This window comes from Streptosporangium sp. CA-135522, assembly GCF_050949235.1.
Lineage (GTDB): Bacteria > Actinomycetota > Actinomycetes > Streptosporangiales > Streptosporangiaceae > Streptosporangium.
Genome location: NZ_CP192026.1, coordinates 5961031 through 5980126, shown reverse-complemented (window position 1 = coordinate 5980126; position 19096 = coordinate 5961031). Strand labels below are relative to the sequence as shown.

The window sequence follows — 19096 nt, the reverse complement described above, 5'->3', positions numbered from 1 at the left end:
TCCTGGTCAGTGCGACAACGCCGAAGTCTAGTTAGAGGTTCTCACTTTTGCTATTGACGTTAAAATTCGTTGTGTTATAGCTTCTAACTATAGCGATATCCATTAACTCTCAGCCGTTGAACCGGCCAGGGAACGAGGAGAAGAACCATGATCGACACCAGCCCGTCCGCATCGCCGAACCCGCAGACCCCGACCAGCACCACACGATCCCCCCGCCGCCAGACCCGGCTGCGCTCCGCTCTGCTCGCGATCCCGCTGGCCACCACCGGGCTCCTCGGCGCCACCGCCGCCGCACCGGCTCATGCCGCCGCCGGTCAGAGCGCGACGTACGGCCACGCCACTCCGCCAGAGTCGCTGACCTGCCGGGGCAAGGGCATCGATCCCACCGCCAAGCTCCATCACCGGGCCGAGACCTTCATCAAGGCGCCGCTGAGCAAAATCTGGAAGCTGCACACCGACGTGGAAGGCTGGCCCTCCTGGCAGGCACCCGTCACCAGCATGAAGCGGCTGGACCCGGGGCCGTTGCGGAAGGGTTCGCGGTTCCGGTGGACCACTCCGGCGCCCGCCACACCCGCGACCCCCGCCACCACCCTGGTCATCACCTCCTCCGTCCAGCAGGTCAAGCACAACCAGTGCATCCGTTGGAGCGGGCCCGCGATCGGCAAGGGACTGCGCATCGACCAGGGCATCCATCTCTGGAACTTCATCAAGGTCAAGGGCGGTGTCATCGTCCGCACCGAGGAGAGCTGGACCGGCGACCAGATCGAGTCCGACCCGGCCACCTCCATCAAATACCTCGCACCAGGTCTCGATGTCTGGCTGGCCGACCTCAAAACCGCCGCCGAAGCCCGCTCCGGCCACCACTGAGCCAACCGTCGTCAGCCCGGCCCTTGCCGCCGACGTCTACCGCCGGTACATCCGTCCGACCGAACAGCGAGGCGACGGCCGCGTCCGCCGCGGCACAGCAGCCGACCTCGCACCCACCGAGAAGACCGCCCGTGGGAGAAGCGATGATCATCATCACCCCGAACCGCGACCGCACGAACCGCACCGCCAACCGCACCGCAATCCACACCTCGCCGCCCGTCCTCATCGCCGCCTGGGCCGTCCCAGTCCTCGTCCTTGGCCAGTTCGCCCTGATTGCTGGCATTCCTATCGCCGTCGTGCTGATCGGCACCCTGCGCGACCCCCGCCTGCGCGCACTCCGTTGGTGGACCGGCGCCCTCACCGCGGTCTACGCCGTCACACTGGCGCTCTGGGTATTCGGGCCGACCAGCGCGCCGAGCCTGTCGAAGTACATGAGCCCCGTCGCTACCGCACTCTTCGTAGCGACCGGCGTCGCTGTCGCCATCGCGCACCACGTCCAGCGCAGGCGCTCCGGAGCACCGACCCACGAACAGTCCGTCTGAACCCATCCGGGCCTGGCTGGAAAACGGCTCGGTCGCAACATCTTCGGCTCCGTCACCTGCTGTCTGCCCATCTCTGTCGCGATCTCTGCGGCCAACACCCACGACGGCCAGGCCTGTCATGACCGTTCCCGCCGCCCTGGTGGCGTCGTTGACCCCGGCGGGAGTGTCGGTGGCGGCGACGGACACCTTGAGCTGGAGGGAGTGCCCGGAGGATGTCACCGGAGGCCGGTTCTGGAGCGTGCGACGCTCGACGTTCCGCTGGACTACCGCGACCCCGACGGGCGCACGATCGTGCAACGAACCCCAGGGAAATCACGTGATCGTCCACAAGAAGCTTCGCGAACCGCTGGCTTCGACCACGACCGACCGGAGTTGAACACCATGAATCACATTCCCCCTGGCCGCCGGCGTGGGGCGGCCGGCGCCGCGTCCTCGTCGTGCAGGGCGCGGCCCGGTCGGTCAGGTCGTCGGCAGAGATGAGCAGCATCAGGTGCCCGGCAGCACATGCGGGACCGTCGATCGCGAGGTCGCCGCGCTCGGCGGACCCGGCCCCCGGCTGGCTCGACGCCCGGCTCGCCGCGGCCGGCCCGTCCGCGTCGCACTGGCTGGACCTGCGCGTCGCCGACCTGCGCCGCCAACGGGACGGACCCGCCAAGGCACGCGTCATCAGCGGCGCCTACGATCCCTCCCGCGACGCCGCCGAGCACCTTGCCGTCACCTCCCTGCCTGAGGCGTTCGACGTGCTCGTCCACCTGTGCCGCGTGTCCCCGGTGCGGTGGCTGCCTGCGTAGCTCATTTGCGCACATCACTCATCACTGCGCCTGAATCGAGAAGGCGCTCGAGCCCGCGAGGCAGACATCCCCTTCTAAAAAAAGATTGATTGGTGATAGATTTCCTAGCCTCCGGACGAAAGGACGACGATGACCCTGATGGAGCAAGCCGCCCAGGCGATGCGGACCCTGGCCCTTGACGAGGAGCTCAAGAACCGGGTCGCCGCAGATCCCGTACTGCGCGAGCTGGCCTGGCGGGTGGCCGAACGGTACGTCGGCGGCCAGACCGTTGGCGAGGCGCTCGGCCGGGCCGCCCTGCTCAACGCGGAAGGCAAGTCGGTCTCCCTTGACTACATGGGCGAGAGCTGCCGAGACGCCGGCCTGGCCACGGCCGAGACCGAGGTGTTCCTGGACCTGTCACGGCAGGCCGCAGCCCGCGGGGCGAACTGCTCGGTGTCCCTCGACCTGTCCCACATCGGCTCCGTGGTGGACCGCGAGCTGGGGCTGGCGAACGCCACCCGGCTGGCCGAGGCCACCGCCGCCGCGGGCCAGGAGATGATGATCTCGATGGAGGGGTCCGATCGCACGGACCTCATCCTGTGGACCCACGAACGCCTCTGCGAGCGTTTCGACCACGTCGGTGTCACCATCCTGGCCCGTCTGCACCGGACGGCCGAGGACCTGCCCCGCCTGCTGCAGCGGCCCGGCCGCATCCGCCTGGTGAAGGGCGCCTACCTCGAACCCGAGTCCATCGCCCACCCCCGCGACAGCCGCGAGCTGCGGGAAGCCTACCTCGCCTACGCGACCCTCCTACTGAACAGCGGCCACCTCTGCTCGATCGCCACCCACGATCTCGGCCTCCTGACCGAACTGCAGCCGCACATGCGGCCGGACTCCGGCGCGTACGAGGTCGAGATGCTGCTGGGACTCGGCATCGATCAGCTGCCGACGATGCGGGATCGCGGACATCCGATCAGGGAGTACATCGTGTTCGGCGCTCAGTGGTGGCTGTACGTCTGCAACCGCATCGCCGAGGACCCGGTCCGCCTGCTCCAGGCTCTGATAGACGCCGACCAGCGCGCATAGGCTCCTGCCGAAGTAGGGGTCGCCGATGTGGCGTTCGAACCGATCCAGCCGGAACACCATCACCTGGAATTCGACTCCGTCACCTTCCAGCACGGCGACCGCACGGTGATCGACGACGTGTCGTCGTCCGTGCCGGAGGGGCAGCGGCTCGCCGTCGTCGGACCCCCGGGTGCGGGCAAGAGCACATTGCTGCAGCTGCTCGCGCGCTTCTACGACGTGGACGCGGGCCTCCCCTTGCCCGGTCTCGCCCACGGTCCGCCAGGTGACAAGTCGGCTCACCCGCCGTAGAACAGCGATGGCCTTGGGGTCCGCCCCTTGCTGAGCGTGAGGCGGGTTCAGGTGGTGGTCGGCCGACGACGCCGCACGTAGTAGGCGTAGGTCAGGGCCAACACCATGGGGCCCCACAACATCCCAGGGGCGATGCACACGTTCGCCAGCGCTTCCCACCAGCCGTTGGAATACCCCAAACTGTGGAATCCCGGGATGTTCAGCCAGGCCGGCAATCCGCTTCCGTATATCGCGGTCGCAACCAGGCCGCCCAGAATGGAGGGGATGACCACCGCCAACGGCGGGATACGCCTCCCTCCAACGATCGGGAGCCAGACGGGCGCGACCTCACCCCATCCCCGCACCAGACCGAGGGAGAGCAGCGCCGCCGCTTCCGACACCACGCTGAGCCCGAAGACATAGGGGACGGCCCACCACACCCATGCCGACGCGTTCGGATCGATCATCCCCATCCTGAAGTCGAAGGCGAACGGCAGCCGCCACAGGCAATGGGGAAGCAGCAGGAAAGGGATCGCATGGGCGGTGATGACCGCCCATCTCGGAACGGGTTGTTCGGTATCGCGCACAGCCGGCGTCGGGGTCATCAGCTTGATCGCCATGAGACCACCGTCTCCGATCTTCGGTGGCTGGACCTCCCTGTCCGGGTGACCTCACTCCCCTCAGCGGGGGAGAAGTCGTTCGTAAACGCCCGTGACCCAGCATCCGACACAAGAGCGGTTTCAATCATGAAATGCGCGCCAGATCCCACTATTCACCCGTGAAATCAGGACACGTTCGGGGAAGGCGCCGTTACCTGTCGTCGGTGTCGCCTTCGGCTGGGCCCGGCGTGCTGAAGGCGAGCCGCCGGTCGAGGTTGAGCTGGATGTCGACGTACGGGGTCATATTGGTGCGGAACAGCGGGGTGAGGCCGCGCCGGTCGAATGCGCCCTCGGCCTGGTGAAGGTCCCCAACGCTGACCTGCAGGTCGAAGACCGGCTTAGCCGCCATGCCGGGGATCGTTGTGCTGCCGAGGCCGATGGCGAACAGGCGTGCCTGCCCTGTTCACAGGGACGTGCTCTCCAGTATGGCGAGGACCCTTGGCCCGCAAAGTTCACGTATTTCGAGAAGCGAATCGAGAAAAGACTCTATTGTTCGATCTCAACGGTTTCCCGTAGATAGGCCGACCGGATGCGTATTTGAAAAATATGAGCAAAGTTGACTTTCTCGGGATTGCCTGTATCACTTCAAGGCGAGCATTGTTGTGGAGATCGATGTCCTTGAACTCCGGTACTCGTCGTCTTCGTCGTTAGAGCCGGCATACACGCAGTCGCACGGTTCGGAAGACCACGCGTAGTACGGCTTCCCCGGAACGACTTCTCTCGGGGCTGATTCACGGCGCCGCGGACAGGTCTCGCCGATCCGGGGAGTGGAGCAGGCGGCGGCAGAGCGCGTCGATGCCGTGTGAGCGCCGGATGGCGCGCAGCTCGACGAGATCCCAGCAGCCGATGGCGGTGACCGGCGCGCTGCGCGGGCTGCGGCGGATCCGGCCGCGCGCCGGCAGCAGGCACCCGCCTTGCACGGTGGTCACGCAGGCGACGTGGGTGTGATCGAAAAAGGTCACCTCGGTGATGCCGGTGCCGTCATCCAGACTGCAGAACAAGATCCGGCGTCCAGTGCGGGTGGCACCGCGCCGGGGCGGCTGCGGTGGGTCGTCTCTGGGCCTTCGGTTTGGGCGGATGGGCCAACGGGGGCGTGTTCTTTCGGCTGTTGCGACGAGGTTTTGCGGGGGGTGGGACGCGAGAATCCCGAGTGGCGCAGTGGAAAGGGAGGCTCGCATGCCCAGCACGCTGATCATCCGGGGCGGGACGGTCTATGACGGGACCGGGGCTCCGGGGCGTTTGGCCGATGTCGCGGTGGAGGGGGATCGGATCCTCGGCGTTGGTTCCATCCCTGACTCGGAGGGGGCGATGGTGCTCGACGCGGCGGGGTGCGCCGTCGCTCCCGGGTTCATCAATGTGCTGAGCCATGCCTATCTGGCGCTTCAGCAGGATCCGCGTGGGCTGTCCGATCTTTATCAGGGTGTGACGACGGAGGTCTTCGGCGAGGGCGTCTCTCTGGGACCGGTCGCCGGGCGCATGCTGGAGTCGGTCTCCGTTGATAAGGTGCAGGCCGACGGCACGCGGCTGGGCTGGCCGCGGCTGGCGGATTTCCTCGGCGACCTGTCGTCGGCGGGCGTCGCCCCGAACATCGCCAGCTTCGTCGGGTCGCACAACCTGCGCATGCTCGGCGCCGGGAACGACAATCGGCCGCTCACCCGGGCTGAGCTGGACGAGGCCGCGGCGCTGCTGGATGAGGAACTGTCCGACGGGGCGCTGGGCGTGGGCTCTGCGCTGATCTACCCGCCGGACAGCTACTCCTCCACCGAGGAGCTCATCGCCCTGACGCGCGTGCTGGGCCGGCACGACGCCCTCTACATCTCCCACATCAGAAGTGAGGGCGATCGCCTGGTCGAGGGCATCGAGGAGATCTTGCGCATCGGCCGCGAGGCCGGGACACGCGTGGAGGTGTACCACCTCAAGGCCGCCGGGCGGGACAACTGGCACAAGATGGCGCTCGCGATCGACCTCATCGACGCGGCTCGTGCGTCGGGCCAGCCGGTGACCGCCGACATCTATCCCTACGAGGCGGGCAGTACGTCGCTGGGAGCGGTCATCCCACCGCCGTTCCACGCGGGCGGCCAGAACCGGCTGTTGGAGCGGCTGCGCGATCACGGGGTTCGGGAGGAGATGAAGGCCGCCATCCGACGCCCCTCAGCCGAGTGGGAGAACCTTTACCTCGCCGCGGGCGGGCCTGAACAGGTGCTGCTGCTGTCCAACGCCGCGGACGGCTCGCTCACCGCGGGGCTGACCCTGGCCCAGGCCACCGCTCGCGCCGGAGTGGATGATCCGCTCGACCTGCTGCTGGACCTGGTGGCAGGCGACCCCGAGATGATGGCGGCCTACTTCATCGGGCATCAGGACAACATTCGGATGGCGCTGCGCCGCCCCTGGGTGTCGGTCTGCTCCGACTCCGAGTCGGTGCCGGCCGAGCCGCCGTTCACCGACCTGCCGGTCCATCCCCGGTCGTACGGCAGCTTCGCCAGGATCCTGTCGCGGTACGTCCGCGAGGAGGGACTGCTCAGCCTGGAGGAGGCCGTACGGCGGATGACCTCGCTGCCCGCCGACACCCTCCGGTTGGCGGGGCGTGGCCGGATCGCTCCCGGCGCCTACGCCGACCTCGTGGTCTTCGATCCGGAGACCGTCCGTGACCACGCGACCTACGAGCGTCCACACCGGTACGCGACCGGCGTCCGCCACGTGGTGATCAACGGAGCCGTCGCGCTGCGGGACGGCACCCCCACCGGCGCCCTGCCGGGACGCGCACTGCGCCGCGGTCAGGGGTGAGGGCGGGGAGGGAGTACCGGCAAGCGCTGACTCGGCAGGTGCCGGCCCGGTAAGTGGTTAACGGGAAGGTTGCCGTGGCGAAACCTCGGCCTGGTCGCCCCCGCAAGGCGCGGAAAGCGGTCGCGACCGCGGCGCGCGTCTCGGGGCGTGGTCATATCCGGCCGGAATTTCCCGCTTGCTGTCCGGCCGCTGTTCTCGGAAGTCCTCAGTTCGAGGGCTTCCGAGAAGACGGTCTTCTCGGAAGGCGCCGGCTTGTGTCGATGGCGGGTAGCGGGAATTCCCGGACGGATATGACCACGGCCCCAGGCCGACGGGACAACTCGTTCCCCGGGGTCGGAAGCCTCCTTCGAAGCCATGCGGGCTGAGTCTTTCGGCAATGCGCTGAAGTGCCGGACTCTCGCCGGACTTCTGCGGGTGCGGCGGTCTTGAGGTCGCGGCGTCGCGACCCGGGCCGCGGCCTCTCAACGGCTCTCTGATCACCGGCGATATCGGTCACGGGTCACTGGGTGGCCCTCTCAAGGACCGGTTCGGCCGTGCGCTGCAGGTCCATGACGCGCGGATCCTTCACCGGCAGCACGTCGCCGGGCCTGAGCCAGGAGGCGACCTGCGCGATCGGCGGCCCTTCCCCGTGGTATTACGGCCCGCCACCCGCGCCGATGCCCTCCACCTGGCCGATCTGGGGTATTTCGGCTCCCGTGATGCCTTGTTCCAGGCGCATGGCCAGACGTTATGCCTGCCGGTTCGCATCACCGCGGACCTCGTCATGAGTCGCTGGGCGGCTTGAGCTCTGCCGACACCGGCAGAGGACTCAAAAGAGGCAGGGTAAGTCTTGAACAAGCTGCTCCATACCCGAGCGCGCCAACCTGTCCCGACGAAGAGCGCGCCATCCGCCGCATCCCCATCGGCGAACAACACGCTCGTCCCGACATTCCCCCTACTACGGGGCCCATCTTTCGGCCACGATCTCTCAGCAGGTAACTACCCGGACCGGTTCCGCAGGCATGCATCGGCGCAGATCCGGATCTCCGTGATCCGGCTGATGTGCCTGCCTCCGCTCCGATCTCCTGGAACCACCAGATGCGGGCCCTGCTCGTCGAGGTCGTCGCCGTCCATCCGGACACTCGGAAGAACTGGTGCGTTGCCGAACTCCGGATCGATCTCTCCCCAGGACAGCACCGCGCGGTGGCCGTCGCTGCCCAGCACCGAGACCAGGAACCGCAGCCGGTCTTTGCGTTCGTCCGGATCGAAGATCGGCTCGACCGCATGGACCACCTCCACCAGCAACGGGCCGGTGAAGTGATGCCGTCGGACCCCGGACTTGCGGCAGGAGAAGCTCACCTCCGCCTCCTGCTGCGGCAACATCCGCAGATCGGCCACGCTCAGCAGCGCCGGAGTGCGCACCTGGCCTGCCAAGCGAACCCGTCCGCCGCCGAGTTCGCTATCCAGAGTGCCGATCGACGCGGGTTGCATCGGCCCTCCCTCGCCCGTCGCACAGGGGCTCAGTACAGCATGCCCCGTTTATGACGAAAGGATACTTATTTGCGACCTTTAGAGAGATTCATCATGGCAAATACTGGTTCCATGCGAAGTTTAACTTCGTTTTTGCGGCAACAGTGACATGGGTGGGGCGGCTCAGCACGCCGGGCGCACGGGCGGTGTCGAGGTGAGGCTGCATCTGGTCGCGAAGGCTCTCTACCAGGTCACATGGCGTGGAGATGGTCGTGGGGGCCGGCCGGTCGCGTAGACCGGCGCTGATGTCGATCAAGGAGAACGTCATGCGCTTGAGCGCGCGTAACAAGATTCCGGCCACGGTCACGGGCATCACGCACGGGGAGGCGACGGCGAACGTCGAGCTGGATGCAGGCGGGGTGCGCCTGGTGGCTTCCATCACTCAGGAGGCCGCTCGTGAGCCGGGCCTGTCGCAGGGCAGCCAGGTCATCGCCGTGATCAAGGCGTCCGACCTGATCCTGGCGGTCGAGGACTGACAAGGGCGCACGGGCGGGCCGAAGCGGTGGACACGTGCCTGCTTCGGCCCACTCCGGGCCGTCTGTCAGCGAGTGTCGGCGTCGCCGACGTACAGGTGAGTGACGCCGCTGACGTAGCGCCCGCCCTTGACGTCGCCGGGCACGACCAGGCGGGGACCCTGCTCATCGAGCGGCTCGCCGTCCTGGCTGACGGCCAGCAGGACCTTCTTGCCGGAGAAGCCGGGGTCGAGCTCGGCCCAGGCCACGGTGGCGCGATAGCCGTCGGAGGCGGTGGCGGTGACGTAGAAGCGCAGCGGATCGTTCTTGGTCTCCGGATCGAAGCGGGGCTTGGCCAGGGCGAGCACGCTGGCCAGCAGCGGGCCGGTGAAGATGTGCTTCTCCGGGCCGTGGGAGGTCGTATAGCCCACCCGGACGGTGTGCTGGGGCAGGCCGCGCAGGCGCGCCAGGCTGAAGGAACGCGGATGGGCGACCTCGCCCCGGACCTTGACCGGCGAGACGATGCTGCTGGTGTCGCGTTGCGCGGCAGCAACGGGCGTGGCCGAAGCCGCCGAAGCGGCGCCGGCCGGAAGCGACACCAGCGCCGCCAAGAGCGGGGCTGCCAGCAGGGTCGCGGTGATCTGTCGGCGACGGCGGGAGAGACGAGACTCATCTCGTGCTCCCGATCTCGTGGATGCGATGATGAGAGCGTAGATTACGCCGCTGTTGCGATGAAAAGTGGGTGTTAACGCTGGAATATAAGTCTGTATGGCTAATGTCGTGACGACGCTTTGGATCAGCGAGGCAGCCGCTCCGCCAGGGTCGGCGCCGGCACCGCCCGCCCCGGGTTCGCCGCCGGTCCTCCCGGATCTCGAAGTCCATCGCATCCCCTCAACTGGGGCGTTGCGACGATGCCTTGAACCTAAGGCTTATCCCGGGGAACCTAAGGCTTATCCCGGGCCGATCGGCTCGAGGACGACGATCTGGCCCCGGCACAGCCGTTCGGCGGGAGTCCGCCCCGCGAGCGGTCCGGCCCAGCGGTCTTCAGCCGGATCCCGCGCCGGCGCCCCCCCGATCCGTGGTCATGCCAGGAGCAGGGGCAAGGGGTCAGCTGTACTTGCGGATCGTCTTGTTGATCCAGTCCGCGTAGGCGGGCACATTGGTGTAAAGACCGGGACCTTCCGCGCAGGACGGGCTCTTGGCGCCGGGGCCCGAGGTGGCGCCGATGAGCTCCCATCGGCCGCCCCTGCCACGCTGGATCTGCGGTGAGCCGGAGTCGCCGTTGCACGCCATGGCTTTGGGCACCTGGCTGATCGTGCACAGCCGGGTGCTGCTCGCGTAGCCGGGACCGCACTCGGAGATCGCGCCTCTGCGGGTGTCGAGTTGCTGGAGTCGCTTGGACATCTTCCAGTCGGCCGGGTTCTTGCTGAACGAGGTGATGCCGAAGCCGATGATCCGGGTCGGGGTGCCGGGCCGTCCTGGCTGTTCGGCGATCTGGATGGGCTTATAGGAGACGGGGTGGTCCAGGCGGACCAGCGCGATGTCATTCTTGTTGGGCGAGCTCTGGGCAAAGCCGGGGTGAGTCACCGCCTGCGCGATCTTACGGACCGTTCCGCCTGACCTCCGCTTGTCGCTGCCGATGCGGACCGTTCCCTTTGGGATCGACCCGATCTCCATGTTGAGGCAGTGAGCTGCGGTCACCACCCACTGCGGGTCGATCAACGTTGCCCCGCACACGCCGTCCTTGAGGCCCAGAGCCGGGACCGAGATCGGGATGGATGCCATGAACGGGTAGGACTCCGTGGAGTCCTTGCCGTTGATGATCGCTCCGGCGCTACCGGCGGTGGCGGCGAGACAGGCTACGCCGGCCACAGCGACGACAGCGGAACGTGACATAACGCGACGGAACGATTTCGTGCCAAACACCGGGAATAACTCCTTCGATGGGGGATTAAGACGTTATGAGGCTATCTGTCCTCATAACGCAGGGTGATGATGCCAGCACGACAACACGGGGTAGGGATAACCCCACCTGACCAGGTCGGACATGCCGCCATCAGGGTTCGGCGACACGCTCTCGAAGAGGCGGGCACGTCCAACGCCTCACAGCCATCGCCCGCCGATAGCGCACCGTGCTTGTCGTGCCTCGCCGTACGTCCGCTGCAGCTTCTGGCCTTCTTGTTCTGTTGATCCGCGCACCACGGCCATCCTGAACCGGCGTGGGCGGGGGAGCTCAGGCGGGGACTCGGTGGGACGGGCGGCCGGAACTGCTGCCAGGCAGGGCTGCATGCCCGGCTGGCGGCCAAGCGCAGGGCCGCTCACGGCGGCACGGAGCGCTGTCGCCTTGAACGGTGAGGCTTCCATCCTGATGGTTCTGGTCACGGCGGGCTTGTGGAGGACGGTGGCGGATGAGAGGAGGCTCCCCGTAAGACAGCAGCCGACCAAGATCCGATGCCCCAACCGGGAGCCTCGCTGCTGTCTTACCGTGCCTCGATTCCGCTGTCCCACCGCACCCCGGTCCGCCTGGCCGAGCTCATCCGCGCGCGGCGTTCCGAACGCCGCCGCCGAGCGCGCCTCCCGATCGGCCTACGCCATCGTGGACGGCACGCTCATTCCCATCGACCCCGTCGCCGGCGAGCGGCCGTATTACGGCAGGAAACACAAGCAGCACAACTCCATCGACCCTGAGGTCGGCCCTGTGGCCGAAAACTACGGCACGGTCCATCTCGCCTTGCCCGACACGCCGTCGCATGGTGATTGCTGCATTCCCGTTCGATGCGTGTTCACACTGCTGATATGGACGAACCGCGCGAAGCGCATCATCAAGACCCCAAGCTGACGGAGACGATCGACGAAGTCCAAGAGCTTCTCCGCGCGCGCATAAAGCGCCTTCATCCCGATACCGTGGTGAGTTTTCGCGCTGGCCCGAAAGAGTCGGACGACACCCGCGTATGGTGGTGGAACTCATTTAGAAAGACATGGAACGACAATGGTCACTGGATGGATATATTCGGCAAATCGGGCGGGGCGAAATGAAGATCCGGCTCGTCGTCCTCCAGCCCATCTCGCTGTGCAATCTCAACTGCCGGTATTGCTACGTTCCGGGACGCCGCGACGCCCGCATCATGTCGAGGGAGACTCTTGAGGTAACTATCCGCGCGGTCTTGGAGAGCGACTTGGTCGACGACCACGTGGAGTTCCTCTGGCACGCCGGTGAACCCCTCACGGCTGGTCTGCCGTTCTACGCGCACGCGGTCGAACTCATAGCGGCCCACAACCCTCACTCCCGAAACGTGTGCAACATCATCCAAACGAATGGGACGCTGCTCGATGACACATGGGCGCGATTCCTGGCCGGTCACGGGTTCTCCGTGGGGCTGAGCATGGACGGGCCATCGTTCCTTCACGACCGGCAACGACCGACGTGGGGAGGGCGCGGTAGCCTCACGCGCACTCTTCGCGGCCTACATCATCTCCGCGCGCACGGCATCGACCCAGGAGCCCTGTGCGTGCTGACGCGCGAGGCGCTGCTTCATCCCGACGAGCTGTTTGAGTTCTTCCACGAAAACAACATCAGATGGCTCGGGTTCAACGTCGAGGAGATCGAAAACCAGCATCGCACCACATCGCTCAAAGAGGCCGACACCCAGACGGTGATAAAAGAATATCGTGCGTTCATGGAGCGTATCTGGCGGCTGTGGAGATCCCGCGCCCCCCAGATGGTCATCCGCGAGTTCGAGGACGTCGTCTCCCTGATCGCAGATAAGCTGGAGAATCCTTCGCTCATACGTGTTCCATACGAGACGGAGCCGTTTCGAATCATCACTGTGAACCGAGACGGTGATGTCTCGACGTTCTCACCCGAGTTCACCGGGGCGGCGAGCACGCAATATTGTGATTTTCGCCTGGGAAACGTCCATCGGGAGAAGCTCGCCGACATGATCGCCAGCCCGCTGTTCCACCGACTTTCACGGGACGTCGCAGAAGGGGTTCGCCGCTGCAGGCAGACCTGTCCATACTTCGATTTCTGCGGAGGGGGATTCGTATCCAACAAATATTTCGAAAACGGATCTCTGACCACAACCGAAACCCTCACCTGCCGCTTGCATCGCCAAACCCTTACCGACGTGGTCGTGGAGGCTCTCGAACGAGCCGACCGGGAACGGATCGCGGCCGGTCCTGTGCGGGATGAGTGAGCCTTTTCCATCCTGAGGGGGCAGGTCACGGGCTCGTTGCGAGCTGCTGAACCTGATCTACAAGCAGTGAAGCCCCGGTAGTCGCGTTGTCGACCAAGAGCGACAGCATCCCCAGGAGCTTCGCGTGCTGTTCTATCGTGCTGCGCTGTCGTTGTCACGCCGGACGTTGACGTACCTGTCCGGCATCATCCGCCGCCACCGGGAGAAGATCGACTCACGCCGGCGCAGGCTGCCCCGGGCCGGCAGGCCATCCTCGTTCTTCAACTCCGCGAAACAGGATGAAAGGCGCTCAACGAGTGTTCTTCTGGCCAGGTTGGCCCTGACACCCCGGTAGGGCATAGAACTGGACCATGAGCAGTCACACACTCGCCGATCACCTCGCGAGGGCCATCGAGCAAAACCAGGTGCCTGATCTCCACGCCGTCGTCGCCGTCCGCCACGGCCAGGTGGTCCTCGAGCACTATGGTGAGGGCGAGGACTTCAAACTGAACGAACCCCTCGGCCACGTGCGCTTCACACCCGACACGCTCCATGACATCCGCTCGGTCACCAAGAGCGTCGTCAGCCTCCTGTACGGCATCGCCCTGGCAGATGGCCAGGCCCCGGAGCCGCACGAGCCGCTGCTACGGCACTTCCCCGAATATCCGGACCTTGCCGAGGACCCCCAGCGCGCCGTGCTGACGATCGAGCACGCGCTCACCATGACGCTCGGGCTGGAGTGGAACGAAAACGTCCCTTATACGAGCGCGGCCAACAGTGAGATCGCGATGGAGCTCGCCCCCGACCGTTTCCGCTACATCCTGCAACAGCCGATCGTGGAAAAACCCGGTGTCAGATGGTCCTACTGCGGCGGCGCCTCGGCGCTGGTGGCGCGGCTCATCGAGAAGGGCACGGGGCTGGCGCTGGAGGACTACGCGCGCGCCAGGCTGTTCGAGCCGCTGGGAATCACGCACTTCGAGTGGTCGACCGGCGAAGACGGGACGGCCCTTGCGGCCTCTGGGCTGCGGCTGACCCCTCGCGGCCTCCTCGCGATCGCGCAGCTCGTGCTTGACGGAGGCCGCGGCATCGTGCCCACGTCCTGGCTGGCGACGGCGTTGCGCTCGCACGTGCGCATCGATGAGGGCTTCCACTACGGCTACCAGTGGTACATGGGCGACACGTGGATGGGCGGGTTCGGCAACGGCGGCCAGCGGATCTACGTGGCGCCCGCGCTGGACCTCGCGGTCGCCATCACCGCGGGACAGTACAACAGGCCCGATCAGCCGACCGCCTCAGTCGTGCTCGACGAGGTGATCCTGGCAGGGACCAAGCACTGAAGTGCGCCGACAGCGGCCTCGGTCTCCGGATGTCGCTCCGGACTCTCGGCCAACGACGAAAATCCACGAGACAGGGCCTACGAGCGCAGGCGGCGGTGCGGAACCGCCGCCGGTAGGCGGCCGGGGTGGCGCCGGTCTCTTTGCGGAAGACCCGGGTGAAGTGCCGTTCGCTCAGGCTCACCCGCTCGGCGAGCGCTGCCGCCGACAGGTCTGCGGTGAGGTTCGCGATGATCCACACCCGCAGCTCGTCGATGTCGCGGCGCTCGGCCGGGGCCTGCCACAGCGGGACGCTGAACTGGCTCTGCCCGCCCTGCCGCTTGAGGTACATCACCATCTGCCGGGCGACCGCCCAGGCGAGCCGTTCGCCATGGTCCTCGGCGACCAGAGCGAGCGCGAGATCCATGCCCGCGCTGATGCCCGCGCCCGTCCACACCTTCCCCGACCGGATGTAGATCGGGTCGGGGTCCACGGTGACATCGGGGTGGTCGGCGGCCGGCCGGTCGGCGGTGGCCCAGTGCGTGGTCGCCGTCCGGCCCGGCCAGCAGCACCTGGTAGGGCGTCTGGCCGGACATCTCCCGGTTCGCGACCGCGAACACCTCTGCGGGCCCGGACATCGACGCCCTCCAACGCCCTGATCTGTGAGAAGGCATTGTCAATCCCTGCAATGATCTTGCTGGTAGGGCGCGGGCCTCCGTCAACGAGGACGACGGCGAGGGCGAAGTGAACCCGCCGCGCATGATGCCCGACTCGGATCCCAGCCGCTAGCCGGGCGGGCGCCAGCCGTGTGCGAGGAGGCCGAAGACCTCCTCGACGGCCGTTCGAGGATCCTGCCGGCCTCGGGTGAGTGCCGGTATCTCCAGAACGAACCGGGCGAGTGCGTGGCAGGCGATGTTGTCGTGGCTTACACCGGCGTCATCGGCGATGGCTGCGCTGAGGGCAGCGGCGTGCCGGGTCCACATACGTTCGGCGTACTCCTGCAGCGCCGGCGTGGAGTCCACGAGATCGGTGAATTCGGCCAGGCGCGGGTGGGTCGCGACCGGGAGCCAGGACGTGAGGACGTGCTCGCGGAGCGCATCGACGACGCCCTGACCGGCGGGGCGTTGACGTACCGCGGCGACCAACTCCGCCTCTCGGTCTTCGTCCTGGTCGAAGACCAGTGCCTCCTTGCCCGGGAAGTGCTTGAACAGCGTTGTGGTCGACACGTCGGCCGCTTCGGCGATGTCTCTGATGCTCACCCGGTCGTAGCCTCGCTCCAGGAACAGCTGCAGGGCGGCATCGGCGATCGCTTGACGGGTAGCCGCCTTCTTGCGTTCGCGGCGACCGACGACGGGTGGCTTGTCCATGCACCCACCCTATCCAAAAAGTGGTTACCGACAATTAGTGGACCAGTTGCACTTTTTTACTCGTTCTGCTTTTCTGGGATGGCGGGGTTGCCTCCAGCTCCTGGGATCTCGGGGACGACGTACACGAGCGGCTGCGGTATGCGGCCGGGTGGTGTGAACACCCCATCGCGGCGGCGGCCTCGCAGGAATCGGCAGGCGAACACGGCTTGCGGCCCCGCGCGTCACAGGGAGTCGCATCCGCAATCCCGCCGCGGCTCGCACACAGTCATGAACGACAGGACCAGCAATGAACTCACCAGCACCGGCCACCGCGAGGATCAGCATCATCGGAGCAGGTCCCGGTGGCCTCACCTGTGCCCGCATCCTGCAGAAGCACGGCATCCCCGTGACGGTCTATGACCGCGACCCGCACCCGGAGGCGCGCAATCAGGGCGGCACCCTCGACCTGCACGCCGACGACGGGCAGCTCGCCCTGCGCGAGGCAGGCCTGATCGACGAGTTCTTCGGGCTGGCACGCCCGGAGGGACAGGAGATGCGCCGATTGGATCCGACGGGGCGGATCCTGAGCCACCACGTCCCGGCCGAAGACGAGTTCTTCAAACCGGAGATCGACCGGGGCCAGTTGCGCAATCTGCTGCTCAACTCGCTGGAGCCGGGGACCGTGCAGTGGGACCACTCCGTCGAGAAGGTCGGCGGCCCGGCCGATGGCCCGCGACGGGTGCACTTCCTCGATGGCGCGACCGTCGAGACAGACCTGGTCATCGGTGCCGACGGTGCGTTCTCCCGAGTCCGCCCGGCGGTGTCGTCGGCCGCGCCGCAGTACACCGGGGTCAGCTTCCTGGAGGCCTGGTTCCAGGATGTCGAGAACGCGCACCCCGACCTCGCCGCGCTCGTCGGCCAGGGTGGCGCCGTCGCAGCCGACGGCGACCGCGCTCTGTTCGCCCAGCGCAACAGTGGCGACCACATCCGGGTCTACATCATTCAGCGCCTGCCCGCCGACTGGATCACCGCGAGCGGTCTGAATGTCGACGACACCGCGGGGATCCGCGCCCGGCTGCTCGACGCCTTCTCCGGCTGGTCGCCACCCATGCTCCAGATGATCACCGACAACGACGGACCGTACGTCGATCGTCCGTTGTTCGCCCTGCCGGTCCCACACACCTGGGAACCCACACCGACCGTGACCCTGCTCGGCGACGCCGCCCACCTCATGCCCCCGCTCGGCGTCGGCGCCAACCTGGCTATGCTCGACGCCTGCGAACTCGCTCTCGCGCTGGCCGGCTCCACCACGGTCGGCGAAGCCATCGGCACCTACGAAAAGACCATGCTCCCTCGTGCGACGGACGCGGCCCGGCTCCTCGAAAACGGCGCCGAGGCCCTGCTCGAGCGACACGACAGCGGCGACCTCGCAGGGTTCGGCCCGCCCCAGCACTGACCGGTCAACAGATACCGGTCCTTACCCAGACACCCCAACCGCTCCTGAAATCCAAGCTCCAGTTCGTGAACCGAAGCGGCCCACGACCGGTGAGTTCCCGGTTGGACACCCGTCAGTAATCGTGTGGTGGACCGCTGGGACGAAGAGGACGAGCAGCGGCGGATCCGGTCGCGTCCCCGCACGATCGGTGAGCTGTTCGCCGTCGATCGTCCGCTGCTGCGGCCGTTAACGGACGAGCCGTTCGAGACCGGCGCCGACTCCTACCGACTCGCCCAGACCCGCGCCTGAGCCGGGCACGCCGTCGGCCGAGCGGGCCTTTGAGACTGGCGGACATCGGCAGGGTGCCGGCGCCGAGCTGCGCGATGATCGCCGGCCGCAGCCGCACCTGGCCCTCGCGCTGCTCGGTGACGGGATTCTTGCGTAACGGTTCGATGCTGATGATGCCCGGACTCGCTGACATCCGGTCTTGCATCGGCACCGTTTCATGGTGCCGATGCAAGAGACAAGCGGTGCTCGTTCCATGTGCGGAGCCATCGGCGCCGCCTCTACCGGCGCCGCCCCTCGCGCCGGCCCATCACCGCGCGCTCGGTCGGCCTGTGCCTGTCAGGCGTATGGGTTCACGATCGGACTGATCCCCAGCCACACGCCGTCGGGGAAGCCGATGGCGCCGCAGCGCTCCCTGACCCCCGCCAGGGTCTGGGAGTTCACGTACCTGCGGGCGGCCTCCTCGGTCTCAGCCTCCAGGAGCACTATCACCGTGTCGTCGTGGTCGGCGTCGACGAAGCTGCCGACCGCCGTGAGGCCGTACTCGCGGCGGGCCGCGTCGAGTTGCGGCTCGTAGAACCACTTGGCCCACCGGTCGATGTCGAGAACGCGCTGCTTGATGAGCATGGTGCCCATGTCCGCCTCCTAAAACGAAGGTTCGTTTTTTTTAACCTTCCCTGGAAAGTGGTGCACTTGTCAAGAGAGCGAACATTCGTTTTACTTTGACCATGCCACGCGTCTCCGCCGAACACCTCGAGGCCCGCCGCCGCCAGATCATGGCCGCGGCCCGCCGGTGCGTCGGCCGCAAGGGCTTCCACTCGGTGTCCGTTCAGGACGTGCTGGACGAGAGCGGATTGTCCGCCGGCGCCGTCTACCGCTATTTCTCCAGCAAGGAGGAACTGGTCACCGCGGTGGCCGACGAGGTCCTCGACAGCGTGCGCCTCACCTTCGAGCGGTCACTCACCCGGCACCCGCTGCCGCCGTTGTCCGATCTCGTGGCCGAAGTGTTCAGCCAGGGCGCCCCGATGGACGCCACGCCGGAGTCCTGTCGGCTGATGCTGCGCTTCTGGGCCGCAGCCGCCGACGAGGAGGCTCTCGGCTCGCGCCTGGCCGGCATGCTCGCCCAGGTCCGCGCGCTGTTCGCCGAGACTGTCCACGCCTACCAGGAGCGCGGGCTGGTCACGCGCGACGCCGATCCTACGGCCATCGCCGATGTTCTGATCGGCGTCGTCCATGGCTTCATCGTGCGTGCGGCCTTCACCGAGGACACCACGGTGGACTCCCTGCGCGCCGGCCTTCGGGCTCTGGCCGGATGACACCACCCCCGGGACAGAGCGGTCAGCGGACGCGCCACCCTCAGCCGGGTTGCCTCAGAGCGCGATGACACCCGCGGACGCGGACACCCCGGTGCACCGGAATGCCTGCCAAGCCTCCTGCACCGGTGGGAACCGTCACGTGCCGAGATCACGGCTTGGCGTACGTTCCACATCAAGGCTTCCGCGAGCCGGCACCGTCGCCGAATCTCATCGAGATCACCGCCCCGACGGCCCCGCAATCGTCACTCGAAGCAGCGAACAAACGTTGTTGCTTCTCGCGGTCACAGTCA

22 protein-coding genes and 1 pseudogene are annotated in these 19096 nt (G+C 66.8%); 14 read left to right on the top strand and 9 right to left on the bottom strand.

Annotated features, from left to right (window positions below):
• Nucleotides 1-147 precede the first annotated feature (147 nt).
• The 5 genes from ACQPYK_RS28455 to ACQPYK_RS28435 all read left to right on the top strand — a co-directional run bounded on the left by ACQPYK_RS28455 (nt 148) and on the right by ACQPYK_RS28435 (nt 3553).
• Nucleotides 148-867, top strand: coding sequence for an SRPBCC family protein (locus ACQPYK_RS28455; protein WP_433237219.1), 720 nt, complete (start codon nt 148-150; stop codon nt 865-867).
• A 143-nt stretch (nt 868-1010) separates the two neighbouring features.
• Nucleotides 1011-1409: a hypothetical protein gene (locus tag ACQPYK_RS28450; RefSeq protein ID WP_433237216.1), complete on the top strand. Its 399-nt coding sequence runs from the start codon at nt 1011-1013 to the stop codon at nt 1407-1409.
• A gap of 476 nt (nt 1410-1885) precedes the next feature.
• On the top strand, nt 1886-2200 hold the full coding sequence (locus ACQPYK_RS28445) for an erythromycin esterase family protein (protein WP_433237213.1): 315 nt from the start codon (nt 1886-1888) through the stop codon (nt 2198-2200).
• Between the two features lie 129 nt (nt 2201-2329).
• Entirely contained in the window at nt 2330-3265 is a 936-nt protein-coding gene (locus tag ACQPYK_RS28440; RefSeq protein WP_433237210.1) for a proline dehydrogenase family protein, read from the top strand.
• Nucleotides 3266-3292: 27 nt separating this feature from the next.
• Complete coding sequence (locus ACQPYK_RS28435; protein ID WP_433237207.1) at nt 3293-3553, top strand: ATP-binding cassette domain-containing protein; 261 nt, start codon at nt 3293-3295, stop codon at nt 3551-3553.
• Nucleotides 3554-3600: 47 nt separating this feature from the next.
• Here the strand turns inward: ACQPYK_RS28435 and ACQPYK_RS28430 are convergent, their stop codons facing one another.
• The 3 genes from ACQPYK_RS28430 to ACQPYK_RS28420 all read right to left on the bottom strand — a co-directional run bounded on the left by ACQPYK_RS28430 (nt 3601) and on the right by ACQPYK_RS28420 (nt 5369).
• Nucleotides 3601-4152, bottom strand: a complete 552-nt coding sequence (locus ACQPYK_RS28430) for a hypothetical protein (RefSeq protein WP_433237204.1) — start codon at nt 4150-4152, stop codon at nt 3601-3603.
• A 190-nt stretch (nt 4153-4342) separates the two neighbouring features.
• Nucleotides 4343-4549 carry a hypothetical protein gene (locus ACQPYK_RS28425; RefSeq protein ID WP_433258929.1) on the bottom strand — a complete coding sequence of 69 codons (207 nt, stop codon included), beginning with the start codon at nt 4547-4549 and terminating at the stop codon, nt 4343-4345.
• 373 nt (nt 4550-4922) lie between these two features.
• Nucleotides 4923-5369: an OB-fold nucleic acid binding domain-containing protein gene (locus tag ACQPYK_RS28420; RefSeq protein WP_433258927.1), complete on the bottom strand. Its 447-nt coding sequence runs from the start codon at nt 5367-5369 to the stop codon at nt 4923-4925.
• On the opposite strand from ACQPYK_RS28420, the gene ACQPYK_RS28415 reads away from it, so the two are divergent.
• Nucleotides 5368-6975: an N-acyl-D-amino-acid deacylase family protein gene (locus tag ACQPYK_RS28415; protein WP_433237201.1), complete on the top strand. Its 1608-nt coding sequence runs from the start codon at nt 5368-5370 to the stop codon at nt 6973-6975. The two genes, ACQPYK_RS28420 and ACQPYK_RS28415, sit on opposite strands and share 2 nt — an antisense overlap.
• 978 nt (nt 6976-7953) lie before the next feature.
• Here the strand turns inward: ACQPYK_RS28415 and ACQPYK_RS28410 are convergent.
• Entirely contained in the window at nt 7954-8445 is a 492-nt protein-coding gene (locus tag ACQPYK_RS28410; RefSeq protein ID WP_433237198.1) for a hypothetical protein, read from the bottom strand.
• A gap of 284 nt (nt 8446-8729) precedes the next feature.
• Between ACQPYK_RS28410 and ACQPYK_RS28405 the strand changes: the two genes are divergently transcribed.
• Nucleotides 8730-8960, top strand: a complete 231-nt coding sequence (locus ACQPYK_RS28405) for a TOBE domain-containing protein (RefSeq protein ID WP_433237195.1) — start codon at nt 8730-8732, stop codon at nt 8958-8960.
• Between the two features lie 65 nt (nt 8961-9025).
• Here the strand turns inward: ACQPYK_RS28405 and ACQPYK_RS28400 are convergent, their stop codons facing one another.
• Nucleotides 9026-9535 (bottom strand): molybdopterin-dependent oxidoreductase, encoded by a 510-nt coding sequence (locus ACQPYK_RS28400; RefSeq protein WP_433237192.1) that lies wholly within the window; start codon nt 9533-9535, stop codon nt 9026-9028.
• A 508-nt stretch (nt 9536-10043) separates the two neighbouring features.
• Nucleotides 10044-10832 carry a S1 family peptidase gene (locus ACQPYK_RS28395; protein WP_433237189.1) on the bottom strand — a complete coding sequence of 263 codons (789 nt, stop codon included), beginning with the start codon at nt 10830-10832 and terminating at the stop codon, nt 10044-10046.
• A 576-nt stretch (nt 10833-11408) separates the two neighbouring features.
• Here ACQPYK_RS28395 and ACQPYK_RS28390 point away from each other — a divergent pair.
• The 4 genes and pseudogenes from ACQPYK_RS28390 to ACQPYK_RS28375 form a co-directional block, all read left to right on the top strand.
• Nucleotides 11409-11682: pseudogene (locus ACQPYK_RS28390) on the top strand (hypothetical protein); the annotation flags it as partial.
• Between the two features lie 50 nt (nt 11683-11732).
• The gene (locus tag ACQPYK_RS28385) at nt 11733-11972 is read left to right on the top strand and encodes a hypothetical protein (protein WP_433237186.1); all 240 of its coding nucleotides are present in this window, start codon (nt 11733-11735) and stop codon (nt 11970-11972) included.
• Nucleotides 11969-13132 carry a cyclophane-forming radical SAM/SPASM peptide maturase GrrM/OscB gene (gene grrM / locus ACQPYK_RS28380; protein ID WP_433237183.1) on the top strand — a complete coding sequence of 388 codons (1164 nt, stop codon included), beginning with the start codon at nt 11969-11971 and terminating at the stop codon, nt 13130-13132. Before ACQPYK_RS28385 ends, grrM begins: the two co-directional genes overlap by 4 nt.
• 350 nt (nt 13133-13482) lie before the next feature.
• A complete protein-coding gene (locus ACQPYK_RS28375; protein ID WP_433237180.1) occupies nt 13483-14448 on the top strand; it encodes a serine hydrolase domain-containing protein in 966 nt (321 codons plus the stop codon).
• Here ACQPYK_RS28375 and ACQPYK_RS28370 read toward each other — a convergent pair.
• The gene (locus ACQPYK_RS28370; RefSeq protein WP_433237177.1) at nt 14363-14917 is read right to left on the bottom strand and encodes an AraC family transcriptional regulator; all 555 of its coding nucleotides are present in this window, start codon (nt 14915-14917) and stop codon (nt 14363-14365) included. The genes ACQPYK_RS28375 and ACQPYK_RS28370 overlap by 86 nt on opposite strands.
• Nucleotides 14918-15209: 292 nt before the next feature.
• Nucleotides 15210-15791: a TetR/AcrR family transcriptional regulator gene (locus ACQPYK_RS28365; protein WP_433237174.1), complete on the bottom strand. Its 582-nt coding sequence runs from the start codon at nt 15789-15791 to the stop codon at nt 15210-15212.
• Between the two features lie 286 nt (nt 15792-16077).
• On the opposite strand from ACQPYK_RS28365, the gene ACQPYK_RS28360 reads away from it, so the two are divergent.
• Together ACQPYK_RS28360 and ACQPYK_RS28355 are read left to right on the top strand one after the other, a co-directional pair.
• Nucleotides 16078-17226: an FAD-dependent oxidoreductase gene (locus tag ACQPYK_RS28360; protein WP_433237171.1), complete on the top strand. Its 1149-nt coding sequence runs from the start codon at nt 16078-16080 to the stop codon at nt 17224-17226.
• Nucleotides 17227-17352: 126 nt separating this feature from the next.
• Entirely contained in the window at nt 17353-17514 is a 162-nt protein-coding gene (locus tag ACQPYK_RS28355) for a hypothetical protein (protein ID WP_433237168.1), read from the top strand.
• 315 nt (nt 17515-17829) lie between these two features.
• On the opposite strand, the gene ACQPYK_RS28350 is transcribed toward ACQPYK_RS28355, so the two are convergent.
• Entirely contained in the window at nt 17830-18126 is a 297-nt protein-coding gene (locus ACQPYK_RS28350) for a hypothetical protein (protein ID WP_433237165.1), read from the bottom strand.
• 92 nt (nt 18127-18218) lie between these two features.
• On the opposite strand from ACQPYK_RS28350, the gene ACQPYK_RS28345 reads away from it, so the two are divergent.
• Entirely contained in the window at nt 18219-18806 is a 588-nt protein-coding gene (locus ACQPYK_RS28345; RefSeq protein ID WP_433237162.1) for a TetR/AcrR family transcriptional regulator, read from the top strand.
• The last annotated feature ends 290 nt before the right edge of the window (nt 18807-19096 follow it).